This is a genomic window from Rhodoferax sp. GT1R46 (assembly GCF_056521285.1).
Genome location: NZ_JBWMBC010000006.1, coordinates 116,246 through 133,271, shown reverse-complemented (window position 1 = coordinate 133,271; position 17,026 = coordinate 116,246). Strand labels below are relative to the sequence as shown.

At 58.9% G+C, this 17,026-nt stretch carries 15 protein-coding genes and 1 pseudogene; 2 read left to right on the top strand and 14 right to left on the bottom strand.

The genetic code is table 11. The features are described from left to right. Positions 1-3: 3 nt before the first annotated feature. The 4 genes from glmM to AC097W_RS14285 all read right to left on the bottom strand — a co-directional run bounded on the left by glmM (position 4) and on the right by AC097W_RS14285 (position 5,038). Positions 4-1,335 carry a phosphoglucosamine mutase gene (glmM, locus tag AC097W_RS14300; protein WP_479603285.1) on the bottom strand — a complete coding sequence of 444 codons (1,332 nt, stop codon included), beginning with the start codon at positions 1,333-1,335 and terminating at the stop codon, positions 4-6. A gap of 23 nt (positions 1,336-1,358) precedes the next feature. Beyond that, positions 1,359-2,255, bottom strand: a complete 897-nt coding sequence (gene folP / locus AC097W_RS14295) for a dihydropteroate synthase (protein WP_479603284.1) — start codon at positions 2,253-2,255, stop codon at positions 1,359-1,361. Positions 2,256-2,314: 59 nt separating this feature from the next. Then, the gene (ftsH, locus tag AC097W_RS14290) at positions 2,315-4,237 is read right to left on the bottom strand and encodes an ATP-dependent zinc metalloprotease FtsH (protein WP_479603283.1); all 1,923 of its coding nucleotides are present in this window, start codon (positions 4,235-4,237) and stop codon (positions 2,315-2,317) included. Between the two features lie 129 nt (positions 4,238-4,366). Continuing rightward, positions 4,367-5,038, bottom strand: a complete 672-nt coding sequence (locus AC097W_RS14285) for an RlmE family RNA methyltransferase (RefSeq protein ID WP_479603282.1) — start codon at positions 5,036-5,038, stop codon at positions 4,367-4,369. A gap of 59 nt (positions 5,039-5,097) precedes the next feature. On the opposite strand from AC097W_RS14285, the gene yhbY reads away from it, so the two are divergent. Further along, positions 5,098-5,574 (top strand): ribosome assembly RNA-binding protein YhbY, encoded by a 477-nt coding sequence (yhbY, locus tag AC097W_RS14280; protein WP_479603281.1) that lies wholly within the window; start codon positions 5,098-5,100, stop codon positions 5,572-5,574. Positions 5,575-5,580: 6 nt separating this feature from the next. Here the strand turns inward: yhbY and AC097W_RS14275 are convergent, their stop codons facing one another. The 6 genes from AC097W_RS14275 to ybgC form a co-directional block, all read right to left on the bottom strand. Then, positions 5,581-5,988: a DUF4149 domain-containing protein gene (locus tag AC097W_RS14275; protein WP_479603419.1), complete on the bottom strand. Its 408-nt coding sequence runs from the start codon at positions 5,986-5,988 to the stop codon at positions 5,581-5,583. Beyond that, on the bottom strand, positions 5,985-6,461 hold the full coding sequence (gene greA, locus AC097W_RS14270; RefSeq protein WP_479603280.1) for a transcription elongation factor GreA: 477 nt from the start codon (positions 6,459-6,461) through the stop codon (positions 5,985-5,987). The genes AC097W_RS14275 and greA overlap by 4 nt, the downstream gene beginning before the upstream one ends. A 135-nt stretch (positions 6,462-6,596) precedes the next feature. After that, positions 6,597-9,851 (bottom strand): carbamoyl-phosphate synthase large subunit, encoded by a 3,255-nt coding sequence (carB, locus tag AC097W_RS14265; RefSeq protein WP_479603279.1) that lies wholly within the window; start codon positions 9,849-9,851, stop codon positions 6,597-6,599. An 80-nt stretch (positions 9,852-9,931) separates the two neighbouring features. Beyond that, positions 9,932-10,600, bottom strand: a complete 669-nt coding sequence (gene leuE, locus AC097W_RS14260; protein WP_479603278.1) for a leucine efflux protein LeuE — start codon at positions 10,598-10,600, stop codon at positions 9,932-9,934. Then, positions 10,597-11,775, bottom strand: coding sequence for a glutamine-hydrolyzing carbamoyl-phosphate synthase small subunit (carA, locus tag AC097W_RS14255; RefSeq protein ID WP_479603277.1), 1,179 nt, complete (start codon positions 11,773-11,775; stop codon positions 10,597-10,599). The genes leuE and carA overlap by 4 nt, the downstream gene beginning before the upstream one ends. 125 nt (positions 11,776-11,900) lie before the next feature. Next, on the bottom strand, positions 11,901-12,326 hold the full coding sequence (gene ybgC / locus AC097W_RS14250) for a tol-pal system-associated acyl-CoA thioesterase (RefSeq protein ID WP_479603276.1): 426 nt from the start codon (positions 12,324-12,326) through the stop codon (positions 11,901-11,903). A 116-nt stretch (positions 12,327-12,442) separates the two neighbouring features. On the opposite strand from ybgC, the pseudogene AC097W_RS14245 reads away from it, so the two are divergent. Continuing rightward, positions 12,443-12,583, top strand: a pseudogene (locus AC097W_RS14245) (IS701 family transposase); the annotation flags it as partial. A 151-nt stretch (positions 12,584-12,734) separates the two neighbouring features. On the opposite strand, the gene AC097W_RS14240 reads toward AC097W_RS14245, so the two are convergent. From AC097W_RS14240 to AC097W_RS14225, 4 genes are all read right to left on the bottom strand, one after another. Then, the gene (locus AC097W_RS14240; RefSeq protein WP_479603418.1) at positions 12,735-13,685 is read right to left on the bottom strand and encodes an FAD:protein FMN transferase; all 951 of its coding nucleotides are present in this window, start codon (positions 13,683-13,685) and stop codon (positions 12,735-12,737) included. After that, positions 13,675-15,903 carry a PepSY domain-containing protein gene (locus AC097W_RS14235; RefSeq protein WP_479603417.1) on the bottom strand — a complete coding sequence of 743 codons (2,229 nt, stop codon included), beginning with the start codon at positions 15,901-15,903 and terminating at the stop codon, positions 13,675-13,677. The genes AC097W_RS14240 and AC097W_RS14235 overlap by 11 nt, the downstream gene beginning before the upstream one ends. Continuing rightward, positions 15,903-16,373 (bottom strand): DUF2271 domain-containing protein, encoded by a 471-nt coding sequence (locus AC097W_RS14230; RefSeq protein ID WP_479603416.1) that lies wholly within the window; start codon positions 16,371-16,373, stop codon positions 15,903-15,905. Before AC097W_RS14230 ends, AC097W_RS14235 begins: the two co-directional genes overlap by 1 nt. Positions 16,374-16,447: 74 nt before the next feature. Then, positions 16,448-16,765: a PepSY domain-containing protein gene (locus tag AC097W_RS14225; protein WP_479603275.1), complete on the bottom strand. Its 318-nt coding sequence runs from the start codon at positions 16,763-16,765 to the stop codon at positions 16,448-16,450. Positions 16,766-17,026 lie beyond the last annotated feature (261 nt).

The window sequence follows — 17,026 nt, the reverse complement described above, 5'->3', positions numbered from 1 at the left end:
CGCTCAGGCTGCCAGCGTGTCGGCAATGCGTTGGGCACAAGCCTTGGCCTGCGCTGCATCACGCGCCTCCACCATCACACGCACCAGCGGCTCGGTACCGCTGGCACGGATCAGCACCCGACCCGTTTCGCCCAACTCGACTTCCACCGCCAAAGTCTCCCTAGCCAGCCCAGGGCTGGCTTTCCAGTCCTGACCGGGTTTCAGACGCACATTGATCAGCGTCTGGGGAAACAGTGTCACCTTGGCCAGCAGCTGCGCCATGGTCTGGCCACTGCGCTGCAAAGCCTGCAAGACCTGCAACGCGGATATCAAGCCGTCACCTGTGGTGTGCTTGTCCAGTGCCAGCAAGTGGCCGGAGCCTTCGCCACCGAGAATCCATTTGTGCTTTTCCAGTTCTTCGAGCACATAGCGATCGCCCACCTTGGCCCGAACAAACTGCACTCCACGGGCCTTCAGAGCCACCTCAACGGCGAGATTGGTCATCAGGGTACCCACGACACCCGGCACATGCTCATCGCGTCCCAGGCGGTCATCTGCCATCAGGTACAGCAACTCATCACCGTTGTACAGGCGGCCATCCGCGTCCACCAACTGCAGGCGGTCGGCATCGCCGTCAAGCGCCACGCCGAAATCGGCCTGGTTCGCCTTCACGGCTGCCACCAACGCCTGCGGATGCGTGGCACCCACTTCGTGGTTGATGTTCAACCCATCGGGTGCGCACCCAATGGCAATCACTTCGGCACCGAGCTCGTGAAAGACTTTGGGCGCGATGTGGTAGGCCGCGCCATGGGCCGCATCCACCACAATCTTCATGCCTTTGAGAGTGAGGTCATTGGCAAAAGTGCTCTTGCAAAACTCGATGTAGCGGCCTGCCGCGTCTTCCAGACGCCGCGTTTTCCCCAGCGAAGGCGAGTCAACCCACACCGGAGCTTCCTCCAGGACCGCTTCAACATCGATCTCCCACGCATCCGGCAGTTTGGTGCCCTGGGCACTGAAAAACTTGATGCCGTTGTCGGCAAACGGGTTGTGGCTCGCGCTGATCACGACGCCCAGCGAAGCCCGTTGCGCACGGGTGAGGTACGCCACACCCGGGGTGGGCAGCGGCCCCAGCAGCACCACGTCCACACCAGCGGAATTGAAGCCACTTTCCAGTGCACTCTCCAGCATGTAGCCCGATATACGGGTGTCCTTGCCAATCAACACGGTCGGACGGGATTCGGTCCTTTTCAGCACACGACCTACCGCGTGCGCCAAACGCAGCACGAAGTCGGGGGTGATGGGCGCCTGTCCGACCGTTCCGCGAATGCCATCCGTACCAAAATATTTTCTTGTCATGTACTCACCTGATTGATTGTTTGTTATCGACTGAATTCGTTGACTGTTAAGGCCTGCGCCCGCATGGCTACCAGCACCTTGAGCGCCTGCACCGTCTCTTTGACATCATGCACTCGCACAACGCTGGCACCCTGCTGAACCGCAAGCAAAGCGGCAGCCACGCTGGGCACCATTCGTTCGTGGGTATCCAGCGTCGCGACAGACCCCAAGGTCTGTTGAGTGACCGCGGCCAGAGACGATTTGCGTGACCACCCCGCGAGCACCGGGTAGCCCAAAGGCAACAGCGCAGTCTGCCGGGCCAGCAACGCGAAGTTTTGCTCCACCGTTTTGCCAAACCCGATGCCAGGATCAATACAGATACGGGCTCTATCGACCCCCAGCCCCCGCAAATCCTGCGCGAGCCGCTCTAAAAATGAGAGCACCTGGAAGACCACATCCCCTTGCATGGGCTTGACCTGCATGGTCTTGGGCTCTCCGTGCATGTGCATGAGGCAAACACCGCATGTGGCATGGGCAGCCACGACGTTCTGCCCGGACAAAACGTCGTTCGGTGCCTGCCAACGCAGCGCCCAGATGTCGTTGATGATGTCCGCCCCCAGATCCAGCACCGCACGCATGACGTGCGGCTTGTAGGTATCCACCGACACAGGAACACCCAGCTTGACAGCATGCCGGACCACCGGTAGCACGCGCGCCAGTTCTTCTTCCAGCGGCACGCCGGGGGCGCCCGGGCGCGTTGATTCGCCACCGATGTCCAGAATATCGGCTCCGTCGGCCAGCAACTGCTCGCAGTGGGCCTGCGCCCTTTGACTAGACCGGTACAAGCCGCCATCCGAAAAAGAATCAGGTGTGACGTTCACAATGCCCATCACTTTGGGCGTGTGAAGGTCAATCAAAAAGCGGCTGGTTTGCCAGAGCATGGGCTACTTCCAAAAAACAAAACGGGGCACAAGGCCCCGTCAGGTCATCAACCAGCCAATCAGGCCACGGTGGGCGCTGGATCTACGGCTACCGCTGGAGCGCCACCACCATCATTATTGCCACCGCCCGAACTGGGGGTACGGGGTGTCCAGTCCTTGGGCGGACGTGGCTCCTTGCCCGCCATGATGTCGTCCAGCTGGTCACTGTCGATGGTCTCCCACTCCAGCAAGGCTTTGGCCATGGCATGCATTTTGTCCTTGTTCTCTTCTATGAGCTTGCGCGCCAGAGAGTACTGCTGGTCGATGATGCGGCGCACCTCGGCATCCACCTTTTGCATCGTGGACTCGCTCATGGTCGTTGTCTTGGTGACCGAACGACCCAGGAACACTTCACCTTCGTTCTCCGCGTACACCATAGGGCCCAGCGCATCGGTCATGCCGTAACGGGTCACCATGTCGCGGGCAATATGTGTGGCGCGCTCAAAGTCGTTGCTGGCACCTGTGGTCATCTGGTTCATGAACACCTCTTCAGCAATACGCCCCCCAAACAGCATACTGATCTGGTTGAGCATGTATTCACTGTCATAGGAATAACGATCTTGCGCTGGCAGACTCATGGTTACACCCAAGGCGCGGCCACGGGGAATGATGGTCACCTTGTGGACCGGGTCGCACTTGGGCAGCATCTTGCCAATCAGCGCGTGGCCCGACTCGTGGTAGGCCGTGTTCCTGCGCTCGCCCTCGGGCATGACCATGCTCTTGCGCTCAGGGCCCATCAGGATCTTGTCCTTGGCCTTCTCGAAATCCTGCATTTCCACCACACGTGCACTGCGGCGCGCAGCCATCAGCGCTGCCTCGTTGCACAGATTGGCCAAGTCAGCACCCGACATGCCGGGCGTGCCGCGTGCGATCACACTGGGGCTCACATCCTGGCCCAGCGGCACCTTGCGCATGTGCACATTCAGAATCTGCTCGCGGCCACGAATATCGGGCAGCGTGACATAGACCTGACGGTCAAACCGGCCTGGACGCAGCAATGCGGCATCCAGAATGTCAGGACGGTTGGTGGCAGCTACCACGATCACGCCCACATTGGTCTCAAAACCGTCCATCTCGACCAGCATCTGGTTGAGGGTCTGCTCACGTTCATCATTGCCACCACCCAAGCCGGCACCCCGCTGGCGACCGACTGCGTCGATTTCATCAATAAAAATGATGCAAGGCGCGTTCTTCTTGGCGTTGTCAAACATGTCGCGCACGCGGGACGCACCGACACCGACAAACATTTCTACAAAATCCGACCCGGAAATCGAGAAAAAAGGAACCTTGGCTTCGCCTGCAATGGACTTGGCCAGCAGGGTCTTGCCGGTACCGGGAGGGCCGACCAACAACAATCCACGGGGAATGCGGCCCCCGAGTTTCTGGAACTTGCTCGGATCTTTCAGGAAATCTACGACCTCCTTCACTTCTTCCTTCGCTTCGTCGCAGCCTGCAACGTCGGCAAAAGTGACCACATTGGTGTTTTCATCCAGTAAGCGCGCCTTGCTTTTGCCAAAGCTGAATGCGCCACCCTTGCCACCGCCCTGCATCTGCCGCATGAAGTAGATCCAAACGCCGACCAGCAGCAACATGGGACCCCAACTGACGAGCAACGTCATCAGCAGTGAGCCTTCTTCGCGGGGCTTGACGTCAAACTTGACGCCATTGCTGATCAAGTCTCCGACCAAACCACGGTCGAGGTAGGTTGCGGTGGTGCGAACCTTGCGGTCATCCGTGGTGACGGCCAGAATCTCGGTGCCGCCCTGGCCCTCCTGAATGATGGCGCTCTTGATATGTTTGTTGCGCACCTCCTCCAGGAAGTCGGAATACCCGACCACATTGGCACCTGCTGTGCCGCGCGAGTCAAACTGTTTGAAAACAGTGAAGAGCACAAGGCCAACCACCAACCACACTGCAATTTTCGAAAACCACTGATTATTCAATCGAAGCTCCAATAGGGGCACAAGTAGAAACACCGTGCATATCTGGTACCCATTTTAGGCGTTTCAAGACGATTGACACGGTATTTTCACAATTTCGGCCACAAGAACAGCATGGACTTGGCAACGATTTCACGCTTTGAGGCCCGAATGTTTCAGGCCGGCACCGACCAGAAAGGTCTCCGAAGACCGGCCGCGTGAGGCCTTGGGCTTGACCGGCTTCACCACTTGAAAAGCGTCTTTGAACCGCTGAACCACGTCGTTGTAGCTGCCTCCATGAAAGACTTTGGCCACCAGCGCCCCTTGCGGCTTCATGTGGTTTTGCGCAAATTCGATTGCCAATTCGACCAGATGCTCAATACGGGCCGCATCGGCCGACGAGATGCCCGACAAATTGGGCGCCATGTCCGACACCACCACATCGGCCAGACGCCCCTGCATGGCCTTTTCCAGTTGCTCCAGCACCTCTGCTTCACGAAAATCGCCCTGAATGAAGGTCACACCTTCAATGGGTTCCATGGGCAGCAGATCCAGCGCAATAATGGTGCCATTGAGGTCCCCCACGGCGGCCCCCGATGGCGACATCTTTCGCCGTGCATACTGGCTCCATGCGCCGGGCGTGCTGCCCAGGTCGACAACCAAATAGCCCGGTTTGATCAGCCCAAATGTTTCGTCGATTTCCTTGAGTTTGTAGGCCGCACGCGCCCGATAACCCTCCCGGTGCGCCAATTTGACGTAGGGATCATTAATGTGGTCGTGCAGCCAGGCTTTATTGACCTTTTTGCCCTTGTTGGGAGTTTTCATTCTGACTTTCTGAGGAACCGGCTCTAGTGCGAGCCATCCAATCAACCGATAATAGCGGTATGCCTCTAATTCAATTGACACCCGCCCAACGCAAAGAACACCGCTCCGAAGCCCATCACCTTGATCCGGTGGTGTTGGTCGGAAGTGACGGACTGACCGAAAACGTAAAAAAAGAAATCAATGCGGCGTTGAACGCCCATGGACTTATCAAGGTCCGCGTGTTCTCGGACGACCGTGCCGCACGCGAAGCCATGTTCCATACATTGGCTGACGAACTCAGCGCCGCTCCCATTCAGCACATTGGCAAATTGCTCGTGCTATGGCGGCCCAAGGTTGAAAAAGAACGTGTTGTCGACGAGGACCGCAAGGCCGGACCACGCGAAGTCAAAGTGTTGAAATACAGCAAACGTGCGGGGCAGCGTCCCGAAGTCAAAACCTTGCGCGTTCTGGGCAACCAGCGCCTCACGGCCGGCGGCAACGTGCGGCGCGCCAAGCCGAAGAATCTGGTCAGCGTCAAGAAACGCAGCCAGACCTGAGTGGTTTCAGTGTTTGGCCAACTTGCCAAACACCACCGCGGCACACATCCACTGCGCCAAATACATCGCGCTGCCCACCTTGTGCCACAGCGCAAGGTTGTCGCGCGACACGATTCTGGGCGCCACACCGAACTCCACCAAGAGTGCCAACAGCACACCGGCTACTACAAAAAGTGTAGCTGCCTGCGCAGTATCCACGGGGGTTAGGACTCGTTTCGACCTAAAGGTCAGCAGTAGCAGCAGGCCACAGACCGTAGACACTGCCGTCTGAATTGAAAATAGTCGCGCAGCTATGGCACCCGCCATAGCCGGGCTTGGCAAATGCACAAACAGCATGGGAACCACAAAGAAACCCAGTGTCGTGAGGCTACCCCACCATACTGCAGCTACCCAAACTGGCAAAGCACGCATCAGATGTACTGCACCGCCACAATTTCGTAGGCTTTTACGCCCCCCGGGGCACGCACCTCGGCCGTGTCACCCTCTTCCTTGCCAATCAGCGCCCGGGCAATCGGGGAACCAATGTTGACGCGGCCAAACTTCAAATCTGCCTCATCCTCACCCACGATCTGGTATTTCACCCGCTCACCGGTCGCTTCTTCTTCCAGCTCCACGGTCGCGCCAAAAACCACTTTTCCGCCGGCATTGAGCTCTGACGGATCGATGATTTGCGCTGCAGACAGCTTGCCTTCCACCTCCTGAATACGGCCTTCAATAAAGCCCTGGCGGTCTTTGGCGGCTTCGTACTCGGCGTTTTCACTCAAGTCGCCCTGCGCGCGGGCTTCCGAAATCGCGTTGATCACCCAGGGACGCTCGACCGTCTTGAGCTTGTGCAACTCAGCCTTGAGGATTTCAGCACCGCGTTTGGTAATTGGAATGGTTGCCATATAAAACTGTAGGAACAGGTATCAAAAAACAGTCATCAGAAGTAACAAGGACAGTACGGCGCTTGCACGCAGCACTGTCCCGGAAAAGCAAGGCTGGATTATGCCAACACTTGAGGCACTGGCCAAACCCGCAATTTATGCGTGAAGCTGTGCATGCATTTCCTGCACCGAAATCACGTCAAGGTGGTCCAGATACTTCATGCCTTCGACCGCAGCTTCCGCACCGGCGATGGTGGTGTAGGTCGTAACCCGCGCAAGCAATGCGGAGGTGCGAATCTGACGCGAATCGGCGATGGCATTGCGGCGCTCTTCCACGGTGTTGATCACCATGGCAATGTCCTGGTTCTTGATGATGTCCACAATGTGGGGGCGGCCTTCGGTGACCTTGTTAACGACCGTGCAGGCCAACCCTGCGGCCACCATGGAGGCCGTTGTCCCCTTGGTCGCTACGAGTGTGAAGCCCATCCCAACCAGCTTGCGGGCGACTTCCACCGCGCGGGGTTTGTCGCTTTGCTTGACGGAAATAAACACCTTGCCAGAGCGCGGCAGCTTGGCACCTGCACCCAGTTGCGACTTCACAAACGCTTCACCAAAGGTCTTGCCCACGCCCATGACTTCGCCGGTCGACTTCATCTCAGGGCCAAGGATGGTGTCGACACCCGGGAACTTCACGAAGGGGAAAACTGCCTCTTTCACACTGAAATACGGTGGCATCACCTCTTTGCCGATGCCCTGGCTGGCCAGGCTCTGGCCCGCCATGCAGCGCGCTGCCACCTTGGCGAGTTGAATGCCGGTGGCCTTGCTCACAAAAGGTACGGTGCGTGAGGCGCGCGGATTGACTTCCAGCACATAAATCACGTCCTTGCCATCCACATTCTGGATCGCAAACTGCACGTTCATCAGGCCCACGACATGGAGCGCGTTGGCCATGGCGGAGGTCTGGCGTTTGATCTCGGTCACCGTCTCGGCGCTCAGACTGTAAGGTGGCAGGGAACAGGCGGAATCACCGCTGTGCACGCCTGCTTGCTCGATGTGCTCCATCACGCCGCCAATGAAGGTCACACCCGTGTTGTCGCGAATACAGTCCACATCGCATTCGATGGCGTCATTCAGAAAGCGGTCCAGCAGCACGGGGGAATCGTGGCTGACCTTGACCGCTTCGCGCATGTAGCGCTCCAGATCGCGCTGTTCGTGCACGATTTCCATGGCGCGGCCGCCCAGCACGTAGCTGGGGCGCACCACCAGGGGGTAACCCAGCGCAGCGGCTTTTTCCAGCGCTTCGGGTTCGGTACGGGCGGTGGCATTGGGCGGCTGGCGCAGCTTCAATTCGTGCAGCAGCTTCTGGAAGCGCTCGCGGTCTTCGGCTGCGTCAATCATGTCCGGGCTGGTACCGATGATAGGCACGCCGTTGGCTTCCAGATCCAGCGCCAGTTTCAACGGTGTTTGGCCGCCGTATTGCACGATCACGCCAACCGGTTTTTCCTTGTCCACGATTTCCAGCACGTCTTCGAGCGTCAGCGGCTCAAAGTACAGACGGTCCGATGTGTCGTAGTCGGTAGACACCGTTTCGGGGTTGCAGTTGACCATGATGGTCTCGTACCCGTCCTCGCGCATGGCGAGTGCCGCATGCACACAGCAGTAATCAAACTCGATGCCCTGGCCAATGCGATTGGGACCACCGCCCAGCACCATGATCTTTTTGTTGTTGGTTGGCTCCGCCTCGCACTCCGAACCTTCCGATTCGTAGGAGGAATACAGGTACGCCGTGTTGGTACCGAACTCGGCAGCGCACGTGTCTACGCGCTTGTAGACGGGGCGCACACCCAGCGCGCGGCGCTTGTTGCGCACAGCGGTGTCGGTCGTCTTGAACTGGCGCGCCAGACGGCGATCCGAGAAACCCTTTTGCTTCAGGCTGCGCAAGGTAGCCGCGTCAATGCGGTCCAGCGCAGTGCCACTGTCGGGCACTGGCAGGCGTTCAATCTCCAACTCAATTTTGACGATCTGCTCGATTTGCACCAGAAACCAGGGGTCGATCTTGGTCAGCGCAAACACTTCATCCACGCTCATACCCTGGGCAAAGGCATCGCCCACGTACCAGATGCGCTCGGGGCCGGGCTCACCCAGCTCCTTTTCCAGCACTTCGCGGTCCTGGGTTTTTTCGTTCATGCCGTCAACGCCCACCTCCAGTCCGCGCAGGGCTTTCTGGAAGGATTCCTGGAAGGTGCGGCCCATGGCCATGACTTCGCCCACCGACTTCATCTGCGTCGTCAAGCGGCTGTCAGCAGCCGGAAACTTTTCGAACGCAAAACGCGGAATCTTGGTGACCACATAGTCGATGCTGGGCTCGAACGATGCGGGCGTTGCACCACCCGTGATGTCATTGCGCAACTCATCCAACGTAAAGCCGACCGCCAGCTTGGCCGCAATCTTTGCAATGGGAAAACCGGTGGCTTTGGAAGCCAGCGCAGAGGAACGCGACACACGCGGATTCATCTCGATGACGACCATGCGGCCATCTTCCGGATTGATGGAGAACTGCACGTTCGATCCTCCGGTGTCCACGCCAATTTCCCTCAGCACCGCCAAAGAAGCGTTGCGCAGAATCTGGTATTCCTTATCGGTCAGGGTTTGCGCGGGCGCCACGGTGATGGAGTCTCCGGTGTGCACGCCCATCGGGTCCAGGTTCTCGATAGAGCAGACGATGATGCAGTTGTCCGCCTTGTCGCGCACCACTTCCATCTCGTACTCTTTCCAGCCCAAGAGCGACTCTTCGATCAGCAACTCATTGGTGGGCGAGGCTTCCAGGCCACGCTTGCAGATGGTCTCAAACTCTTCCGAGTTGTAGGCAATGCCGCCACCCGTGCCGCCCAGCGTAAAGCTGGGACGAATGACGGTGGGGAAACCCAACGTCTTTTGCACCACCCAGGCTTCTTCCATGCTGTGCGCAATGCCCGAGCGGGCCGAACCCAGACCGATTTTGGTCATGGCATCCTTGAACTTCAGGCGGTCTTCCGCCTTGTCGATGGCTTCCGGTGTGGCGCCAATCAGCTCTACCTTGTATTTGTCCAGCACCCCGTTGTGCCACAGGTCAAGCGCGCAATTGAGCGCGGTCTGGCCACCCATGGTGGGCAAAATCGCATCGGGCTTTTCCTTGGCGATGATCTTCTCAACCGTCTGCCAGGTGATGGGCTCAATGTAGGTGACGTCCGCGGTAGCGGGGTCGGTCATGATCGTGGCGGGGTTGCTGTTGATCAGGATGACCTTGTAACCCTCTTCACGCAGGGCTTTGCAAGCTTGCACGCCGGAGTAATCGAACTCGCAGGCCTGACCAATGATGATGGGGCCCGCGCCAATGATGAGGATGCTTTTGATGTCGGTACGTTTTGGCATTGTTACTGCTCTCTACTGGTCAAGGGCCGCGCGGCACACGCTGCCTGAATTACTGAAAAATAAATACTGAATCGCAGGGCTCAGTGCAAGCTCGCTGTGGCCAGCTTCGCGCCAAACCACATGAACAAACCACCCACGGCACCCGACAGACTCGACGACAAACGCTTTCGTTGACTAAAGCCCTGCGCCAGACGCGCACCGGCAAAAATCAATGCGGAAAGGTACACGGCACTGAACACCATGATGATGGCGCTCAAAATCAAAAACGGCACGGCAGGTGTGGGGTACTGCGGATCAATGAACTGTACAAAAAACGACAGCAAAAACAAAATCGCCTTGGGGTTCAACAGGCTGATCAGCAGGGCTCGCTTGAAGGGTTGCTGCAGGTTGGCGGTTGCTTGTGCAACAGCGGCGTCCACGGACACCTCAACGACGCTTTGACTGCGCCACTTGTTGACGGCCGCGCGAATCAGGTTGACACCCACCCAGGTCAAATAGGCCGCTCCCGCGTACTTCACCACCAGGAACAAGGTCGGGTAGGTTCGCAACAGTCCAGCGGCACCCAAGGCCGTGAGCAACAACAAAATGGTGTCACCCAAAAAAACACCGAAGGCGCCCTGGTAGCCGGCCTTGACCCCGCGCACGGTCGCCACCGACAGCACGTACAGCGAGTTGGGCCCGGGCAACAAAATAATGCCCAATGCGCCAATCACATACGTCCACAGGTCAGTGACACCGTAAAAGCTCATGCGCGCTTACCAACTGTTTTTGTCATCTCCTGGATGAAGCGGTCAAACAGGTAGCCGATGTCGTGCGGCCCGGGGGATGCCTCGGGGTGTCCCTGGAAGCAGAACGCGGGTTTATCAGTGCGCTCCAGACCCTGCAATGTGTTGTCGAACAGGCTGATATGGGTGGCACGCAGGTTGGCGGGCAATGTCTTTTCATCTACCGCAAAACCGTGGTTCTGACTGGTGATGCTGACGCGACCGCTGTCAAGGTCTTTGACGGGATGGTTGGCCCCGTGGTGGCCAAACTTCATTTTGAAAGTGCTGGCACCGGACGCCAGCGCCATTATCTGGTGGCCCAGGCAAATACCAAAGGTGGGGATGCCGGTTTCAATCAGGGTGCGGGTTGCTTCAATCGCGTAGTCGCAAGGCTGCGGATCGCCCGGGCCGTTGCTCAGAAAGATGCCATCGGGTTGGTGCTTGAGCACTTCCGCTGCCGGCGTCTGGGCGGGCACCACCGTGACCTTGCAGCCGCGCGCTGCCAGCATGCGCAGGATGTTTTTCTTGACGCCAAAATCATAGGCAACGACGTGAAACCGGGGTGCAGTCTGCTGGCCGTAGCCAGAGCCAAGTGTCCACTCGGACTCCGTCCAGCCATAGCTGGTGGTGCAGGAAACCACCTTAGCCAAGTCCAGACCGGACATGGAAGGCACCGCTCTGGCGGCAGAAATAGCTTTTTCCACCACCGCAGCCGTCACAGTTTCTCCCACTACCAGAGCCAGAATGCAGCCATTTTGCGCACCCTGGGTCCGCAATTGACGTGTCAGCTGGCGGGTATCGATATTGGCAATGGCCACGGTACCCGCAGCTACCAGATACTCACTCAAGGATGCCGTGCTGCGGAAGTTGGAGGCCACCATGGGCAGATCACGGATGATCAAACCAGCGGCATGGACCTTGTCGGACTCGATGTCCTCGGGGTTGGTGCCGTAGTTACCGATGTGGGGGTACGTGAGCGTCACGATCTGCTGGCAATAGCTGGGATCGGTCAGGATCTCCTGGTAGCCGGTCATGGACGTGTTGAATACGACCTCGCCAACCGTGGAGCCTGGCGCTCCAATGGAATTGCCAATATAGACCGTGCCGTCTGCGAGTGCCAATATGGCTGGGGGGGTGGTTCCCTTAAGAGACAAGAGCACTGGGTTCTCCGAGTGGGTTACGGTTACGCCCAAGCGCGCTCAAGAACAATACTTGGCTGCTGTTTTGAAGTAGGGAAAGATGCTAGAAAGGCGCTTGGGACGGCTGATTTCTGGGTAGCCTCTCATTATAACGGAGGGGTGGGCGTTTTCGGCCCCAGCGCCTCCAGAACCTGCTTTGGGATGCGTCGGGGCCGCAAAGTTGCACCCTCCACGCAGCCCACCCGTACCCGCGCGTCGGCCAGCAGCGTGTCGCCGCGCCAGGCCTGCTGCGCGATCAGCATGGAAGCCTGGCCCTGCTCCATCAACTGGACGCTGACGGTCAGCAGGTCATCCAGGCGCGCCGACGCCAGATAGCGCAGATTAACCTCTGCCACGACAAAAATGGCGCCTGTGTCTGCCTGCAAAGCCGCTTGCCCAAAGCCCAAGCCGCGCAGCCACTCGGTGCGGGCGCGCTCGAAAAACTTCAGATAGTTGGCATAAAACACCACGCCACCGGCGTCGGTGTCTTCCCAATAAACGCGCAGGGTGAAAGGGTTGGGCAAAGTCGGCATGGTGGATTATTCAATGGTGAGGTGGACGGGTGGCACGGTCTGCAGATCGCGCATCGCCCCTCATTTTCTTTGATTCGAGCCTGCCCCCCTATTTATGGATAGCTGGTCCTCCTCCGAGCAGAACTTCGATTCCATCACTGGCCAAGTCCTCCACCTGGGCCCTGCCAACCCAAAGCAACCACGTATTCATGACCATTTACGCCGCCAATGTCTCCCGCACCGCCGGTGCCCAGCTTCAGCTGTTCCAGACGGCTGCGCAACCTCAATTACCAAGCAAAAAGCCGCGCAGCCCCCAAGGGGATTGCGATTCCTACTATCAAATTAATAGCAATTTCAATATTCGTCTTGTACCCCGCTTGCAACGTCGTCGTCGGCAGCGGTAACGACGCAAGTGCCGAGGTAACCGCTCTACGGCTGAAGCTCCCCATCCAAGATGGATATTTCTTCAAACGCATCACCCACCCGTAAAACCAGCAGGACTGTCATGCCCCGCTGCTGCGCAAACTCGGTCGCAGCTGGTGCTCCCATGACGAGCAGAGCGGTGGCCCAGGCGTCGGCGAGCATGCAGGAAGGCATCACCACCGTGACCGATGCGATTCGGTTGTCCACAGGGCGTCCGCTCGCCGGATTCATAGTGTGGGCAAAGTGCTGGCCCGCCACCTCGACCCAATGGCGGTAGTCGCCCGAGGTGGCAATGGCCGCATCGACCAGCTCCATCACACCCATGACTTCACGCACGTGGCGCACGGGTTTCTCGATGGCCACGGCCCAGGCATGGCCATCGGGTTTGGTACCCTTGGCACGCATTTCTCCATCGATGCCAACCAGGTATCGGTGGATGCCCCAGCCGTCCAGAGCGCGGGCCAGGGCGTCCACACCGTAGCCCTTGGCGATGCCCGACAGGTCCAGCGCAATGGCTTCTTTTTTTCGCACACGTTGCTGGGCAAGGTCCACTTCCAGCACCTCGCTGGCGGCGCGGTGCGCATGCCGTCCCAAGGCGCGGATCTGCTGCGCATCGGGCTCCTGTCCGGTCGGCCCAAAGCCCCAGGCATTGACGAGCTCCCCCACGCCGATGTCAAATGCGCCCCGGGATTCGATGCCGACGCGCACCGCGGCATCCAATACGGCCAGAAGCTCGGCCGGTACGGCATGCCACTGGTGTGCTGGCGCCGCATTGAGACGGTTCAGGTCAGAATCGGGTTTCCAGGTGGACATCTGGCGGTCCACCTGATCGACGGCCGCCAACAAGGCCGCACCTATGGTGCCAAGGTCAGTGTCGGCCGGCGCAAAAAACACCGCGCTGTAGCGGGTGCCCATGGTTTCACCGTTCAAGGCATGGCGTTGCAATTCAGAAGACATCTTCACGGTAGCGCCCTTGCGCTTTGAGGATCGCCACACTGAGGTTCAAAGGGGCCAGGATTTCATCCAGCGCCTGGGCAATGCTCTTTGCCATGGCACGGCTGCCGCACACCAGCACCTGGCCTTCGCGCTCCAGCAGCTGGCGCAGTTGCGTGGCATCCGCCAGCACGCGGTCTTGCACATAGGCGCCATTTGCGACGCGCGAAAAAGCGGCGTGCAGACCTGTCAGGCGGCCATCGGCCAGATAGGTGTCAAGCTCGGGTTGGTACAGAAAATCGGATGCCGGGTCGCGCCCGCCCCAATACAGGAACATCGGGTGTTTGCCCGTGTTGTTGCGGATGAACCCGGCCAATGGACCAATTCCCGTGCCCGAGCCGATCAGAATCACAGGCGCCTTGCCCGCAGCGGGCCGAAAGTCGGGATGCAGCTGAATGAAGGCATCCATTTGGCCCCCTGGCTGCAGGCCATGCAGAAACTCCGAGCACAGGCCGCCTGGCAGCTTGCGCACACAAATCTCCAGGAACCCGTCGCTCGACTTGCTGGCCAGCGAATAAAACCGTGGAATGGCGCTGCCGGGCGGCACAACTCCGAGCAGATCACCTGCTTCAAAATGCGGCAGCCCATGGCCCCCGAAAAACCCCATCACACGGCTTTTGAGGTCCTGCTGCGGCACAGCCGCAAACCGCAAGATGCTCGTAGGCGCCTGCACGGCTTCGCCATAGTCGGCCCGTTCAATCAACGCAAAGGCATCGGTCCGGGGGCGCTTGGGGGTATGCGCAAGGTTCAGCGCGCGGCCGATCAACTGCCCCACGGCGTTGCCCCAGCGTGTGAACGCCTGCCCTGATTGCCGGTCGATGGTGCCGATCTCCAGGAGCCGGCCCCACCCCTTCGCGAGAAGGGCCGCGTCCACATCAAAGGCGAACTTGCAAAACTGCGGAAACTGCTGGTCACCAAAACCCAGCACGGCAAAGCCGGCTTTGGAAGGGGCTTTGACCTTGCCCAACCGCGCCAGAAATTGGTCAGCTGAGCTGGGTGCATCGCCATCGCCATAAGTTGCTGTGAGGATGAACAGGCGCTCGGCTTGGGGGTATTCGGTGGCCAACTGGTTCATCGCCGCCGTGTGAACACGCAGGCCGGCTTTGCGCAGGGCCTCATGCAGCGTATTGGCAAAGCCCCAGGTGCTGTTGCTTTCGCTGCCAACCAAAATGACGGTGTCCGCCAAATGGGCCCCGCTGTTACCCACCAGGCGCGGCATCGACTGTCGACGCTGCCACCACGTCAAGGCACCTGTGGCACTCAGCAGGGGCACGCTCAACGCGCACAAGCCCAATAACAACCCCAACCACCAGAGGCCTTCGCCGGTGTGGAGCTTATAGATGAGTTCGTAAACTTGGCGAAAACCAGCATACGGCTGGTACGACAGGAGTGCACCGCTGCTGGGGTCGACATAGCCCTCGCCCTGGTCTGTGGACAGCGAATAAACACCGGCAGGGTCGCCGGGGCTGGGGTAAACCAGTTCGCGCAGGTGATTCACATCGGTGGCGATGAGCGCCGGCATTGCAATCATCGGTGCGGCCCGCCCGCCCGCCACTACGGACGGAAAATCCGGCTCGTTCTGCATGCCATCGGGGACCAAGGCAAAAGTGGCCGCCGACATGTATATGCCTGTGAGGGCCGACAGCACTAAGCCCAGCACCACCACGCGCGCCACCTGGGTGTGCCAACGCTGGACAAAATTTCCACGCAGGGGGTCGGCAAGGTGCCGCCATCCGCCCACACGCCGGACCAGCAGCACGGCACCGGAAACTGACAGCACCAGCATGGCCAGCGCAATCAAACCCGAGACTACGCGCCCCGGGGTGTCGAGCAGCCAGGAGCGGTGCAAACGCTTCATCCAGCGCGTGAATGGCGAAACCGTATGGGGCGCAATTCCCTTGCCCGTTTGCGAGTCGACGCGGTCCACCCCGGGCTGCCCATCCCGGCTGTAGTACACGATGACCGACCCCGATGGGGTGCGCTGAATCTGCTCAACGCCTGGGTAATGCTGCGCCACCCGGCCGGCCAACGTAGCAACGTTGATCTGGCCGTCGGCAGGGAGGGTGTTGCCCCATTTTTCCAGCGCAGGATTGAGCGACAGGATCGCACCGCTGATGGCCAGAACCACGGCCAGCAAGGCGACCAGCAGCCCCAGAAATGAATGAAGCCTGCGCAAACCGATTACAGGTCGTAAGTGAAGGATTTGATGTATCCACGCCCTGCTACCGACTTGCTTTTGTCCTTGGTGGTCAGGGGAACGCGCACCTCGGCCGGGTTTTCGCGCTGGTCTTCGACGGCCGTGTCCACGCGGATTTCGTAACCCGCGTCAATCAACGCATCGGCCAGTTCCACCGTGACCTTTAACGTGCGGCCATTGCCCACGCTGGCACCGCTCACCCCGTCAAACTCACTGGCTTTCATGCCACTGCCGCGCGCCCAGTCCCGCAGATGTTTGTAATACTTGGTTTTCTTACCCGCGACCCAGAGCGTTTTTCTGTATTGACCTGCGGCATCGGTTACGTAAATGGCCAGATAGGCACCATTGCCAGAGTAGCTTTGCAATTGGGTCGTCAAAGTCACAGGACGTGCCTGCACGAGACCAGGCAATGCCAATACCCCCGCCAGGCAAAGCGCAGAAGTCAATTTTTTCATCATCCGTTCCTTGGAAAATTCGTATGTGAACATTGTGCTTTCGCTAGATGAAGGCCTGCTTAACACGAAATTTTTTATCTGGAATCTTGGGTGCGCTCGCGGCGCCGTTCACCGTGCTCGTCCTCTTTGGTTTCCATTTTGAGAGCCTTCAGGGAATCAGGCGCATATTTGGCGTTGAAGCGTTTTCCCTGTACGTCGACACCACGCACCTCATAGCAGCCGTCGTCCACCTTGATGCGGTGTACCAGCAAACCCTGCTGCTCCAACTGCTTGCGCAAAACTTCACGCGGCTGCCAAGCGCTCAGGGGCACGTTGCATTCGGTATCCGCCCACACCGCACCACTGGCCAACAGGCCGGCCAGCATGGCCACCGAAAACACAAGAGATTTCATGGTAATTGTCCTGACTTTTTCGCATGCGCAACACGTCCGTTGAGTGTGTTGTAACACCGGTCACTTTGTCCCACTTTGCGTTAGGACAAACGGCGACCTCAACGGTCTTTGTTGAACCAGGCATACCAAGATGGCGCCGCCAAGACCCAATACCCGCAATTTTGGAATTGACCGTCGGTGGTCCGGCCTCTTGGACAAGACTGGTTTGCAACCGTCCAGCTTATTTTCCGTTTGCTGATGTAGTTTCTCGCTTGCATTCAA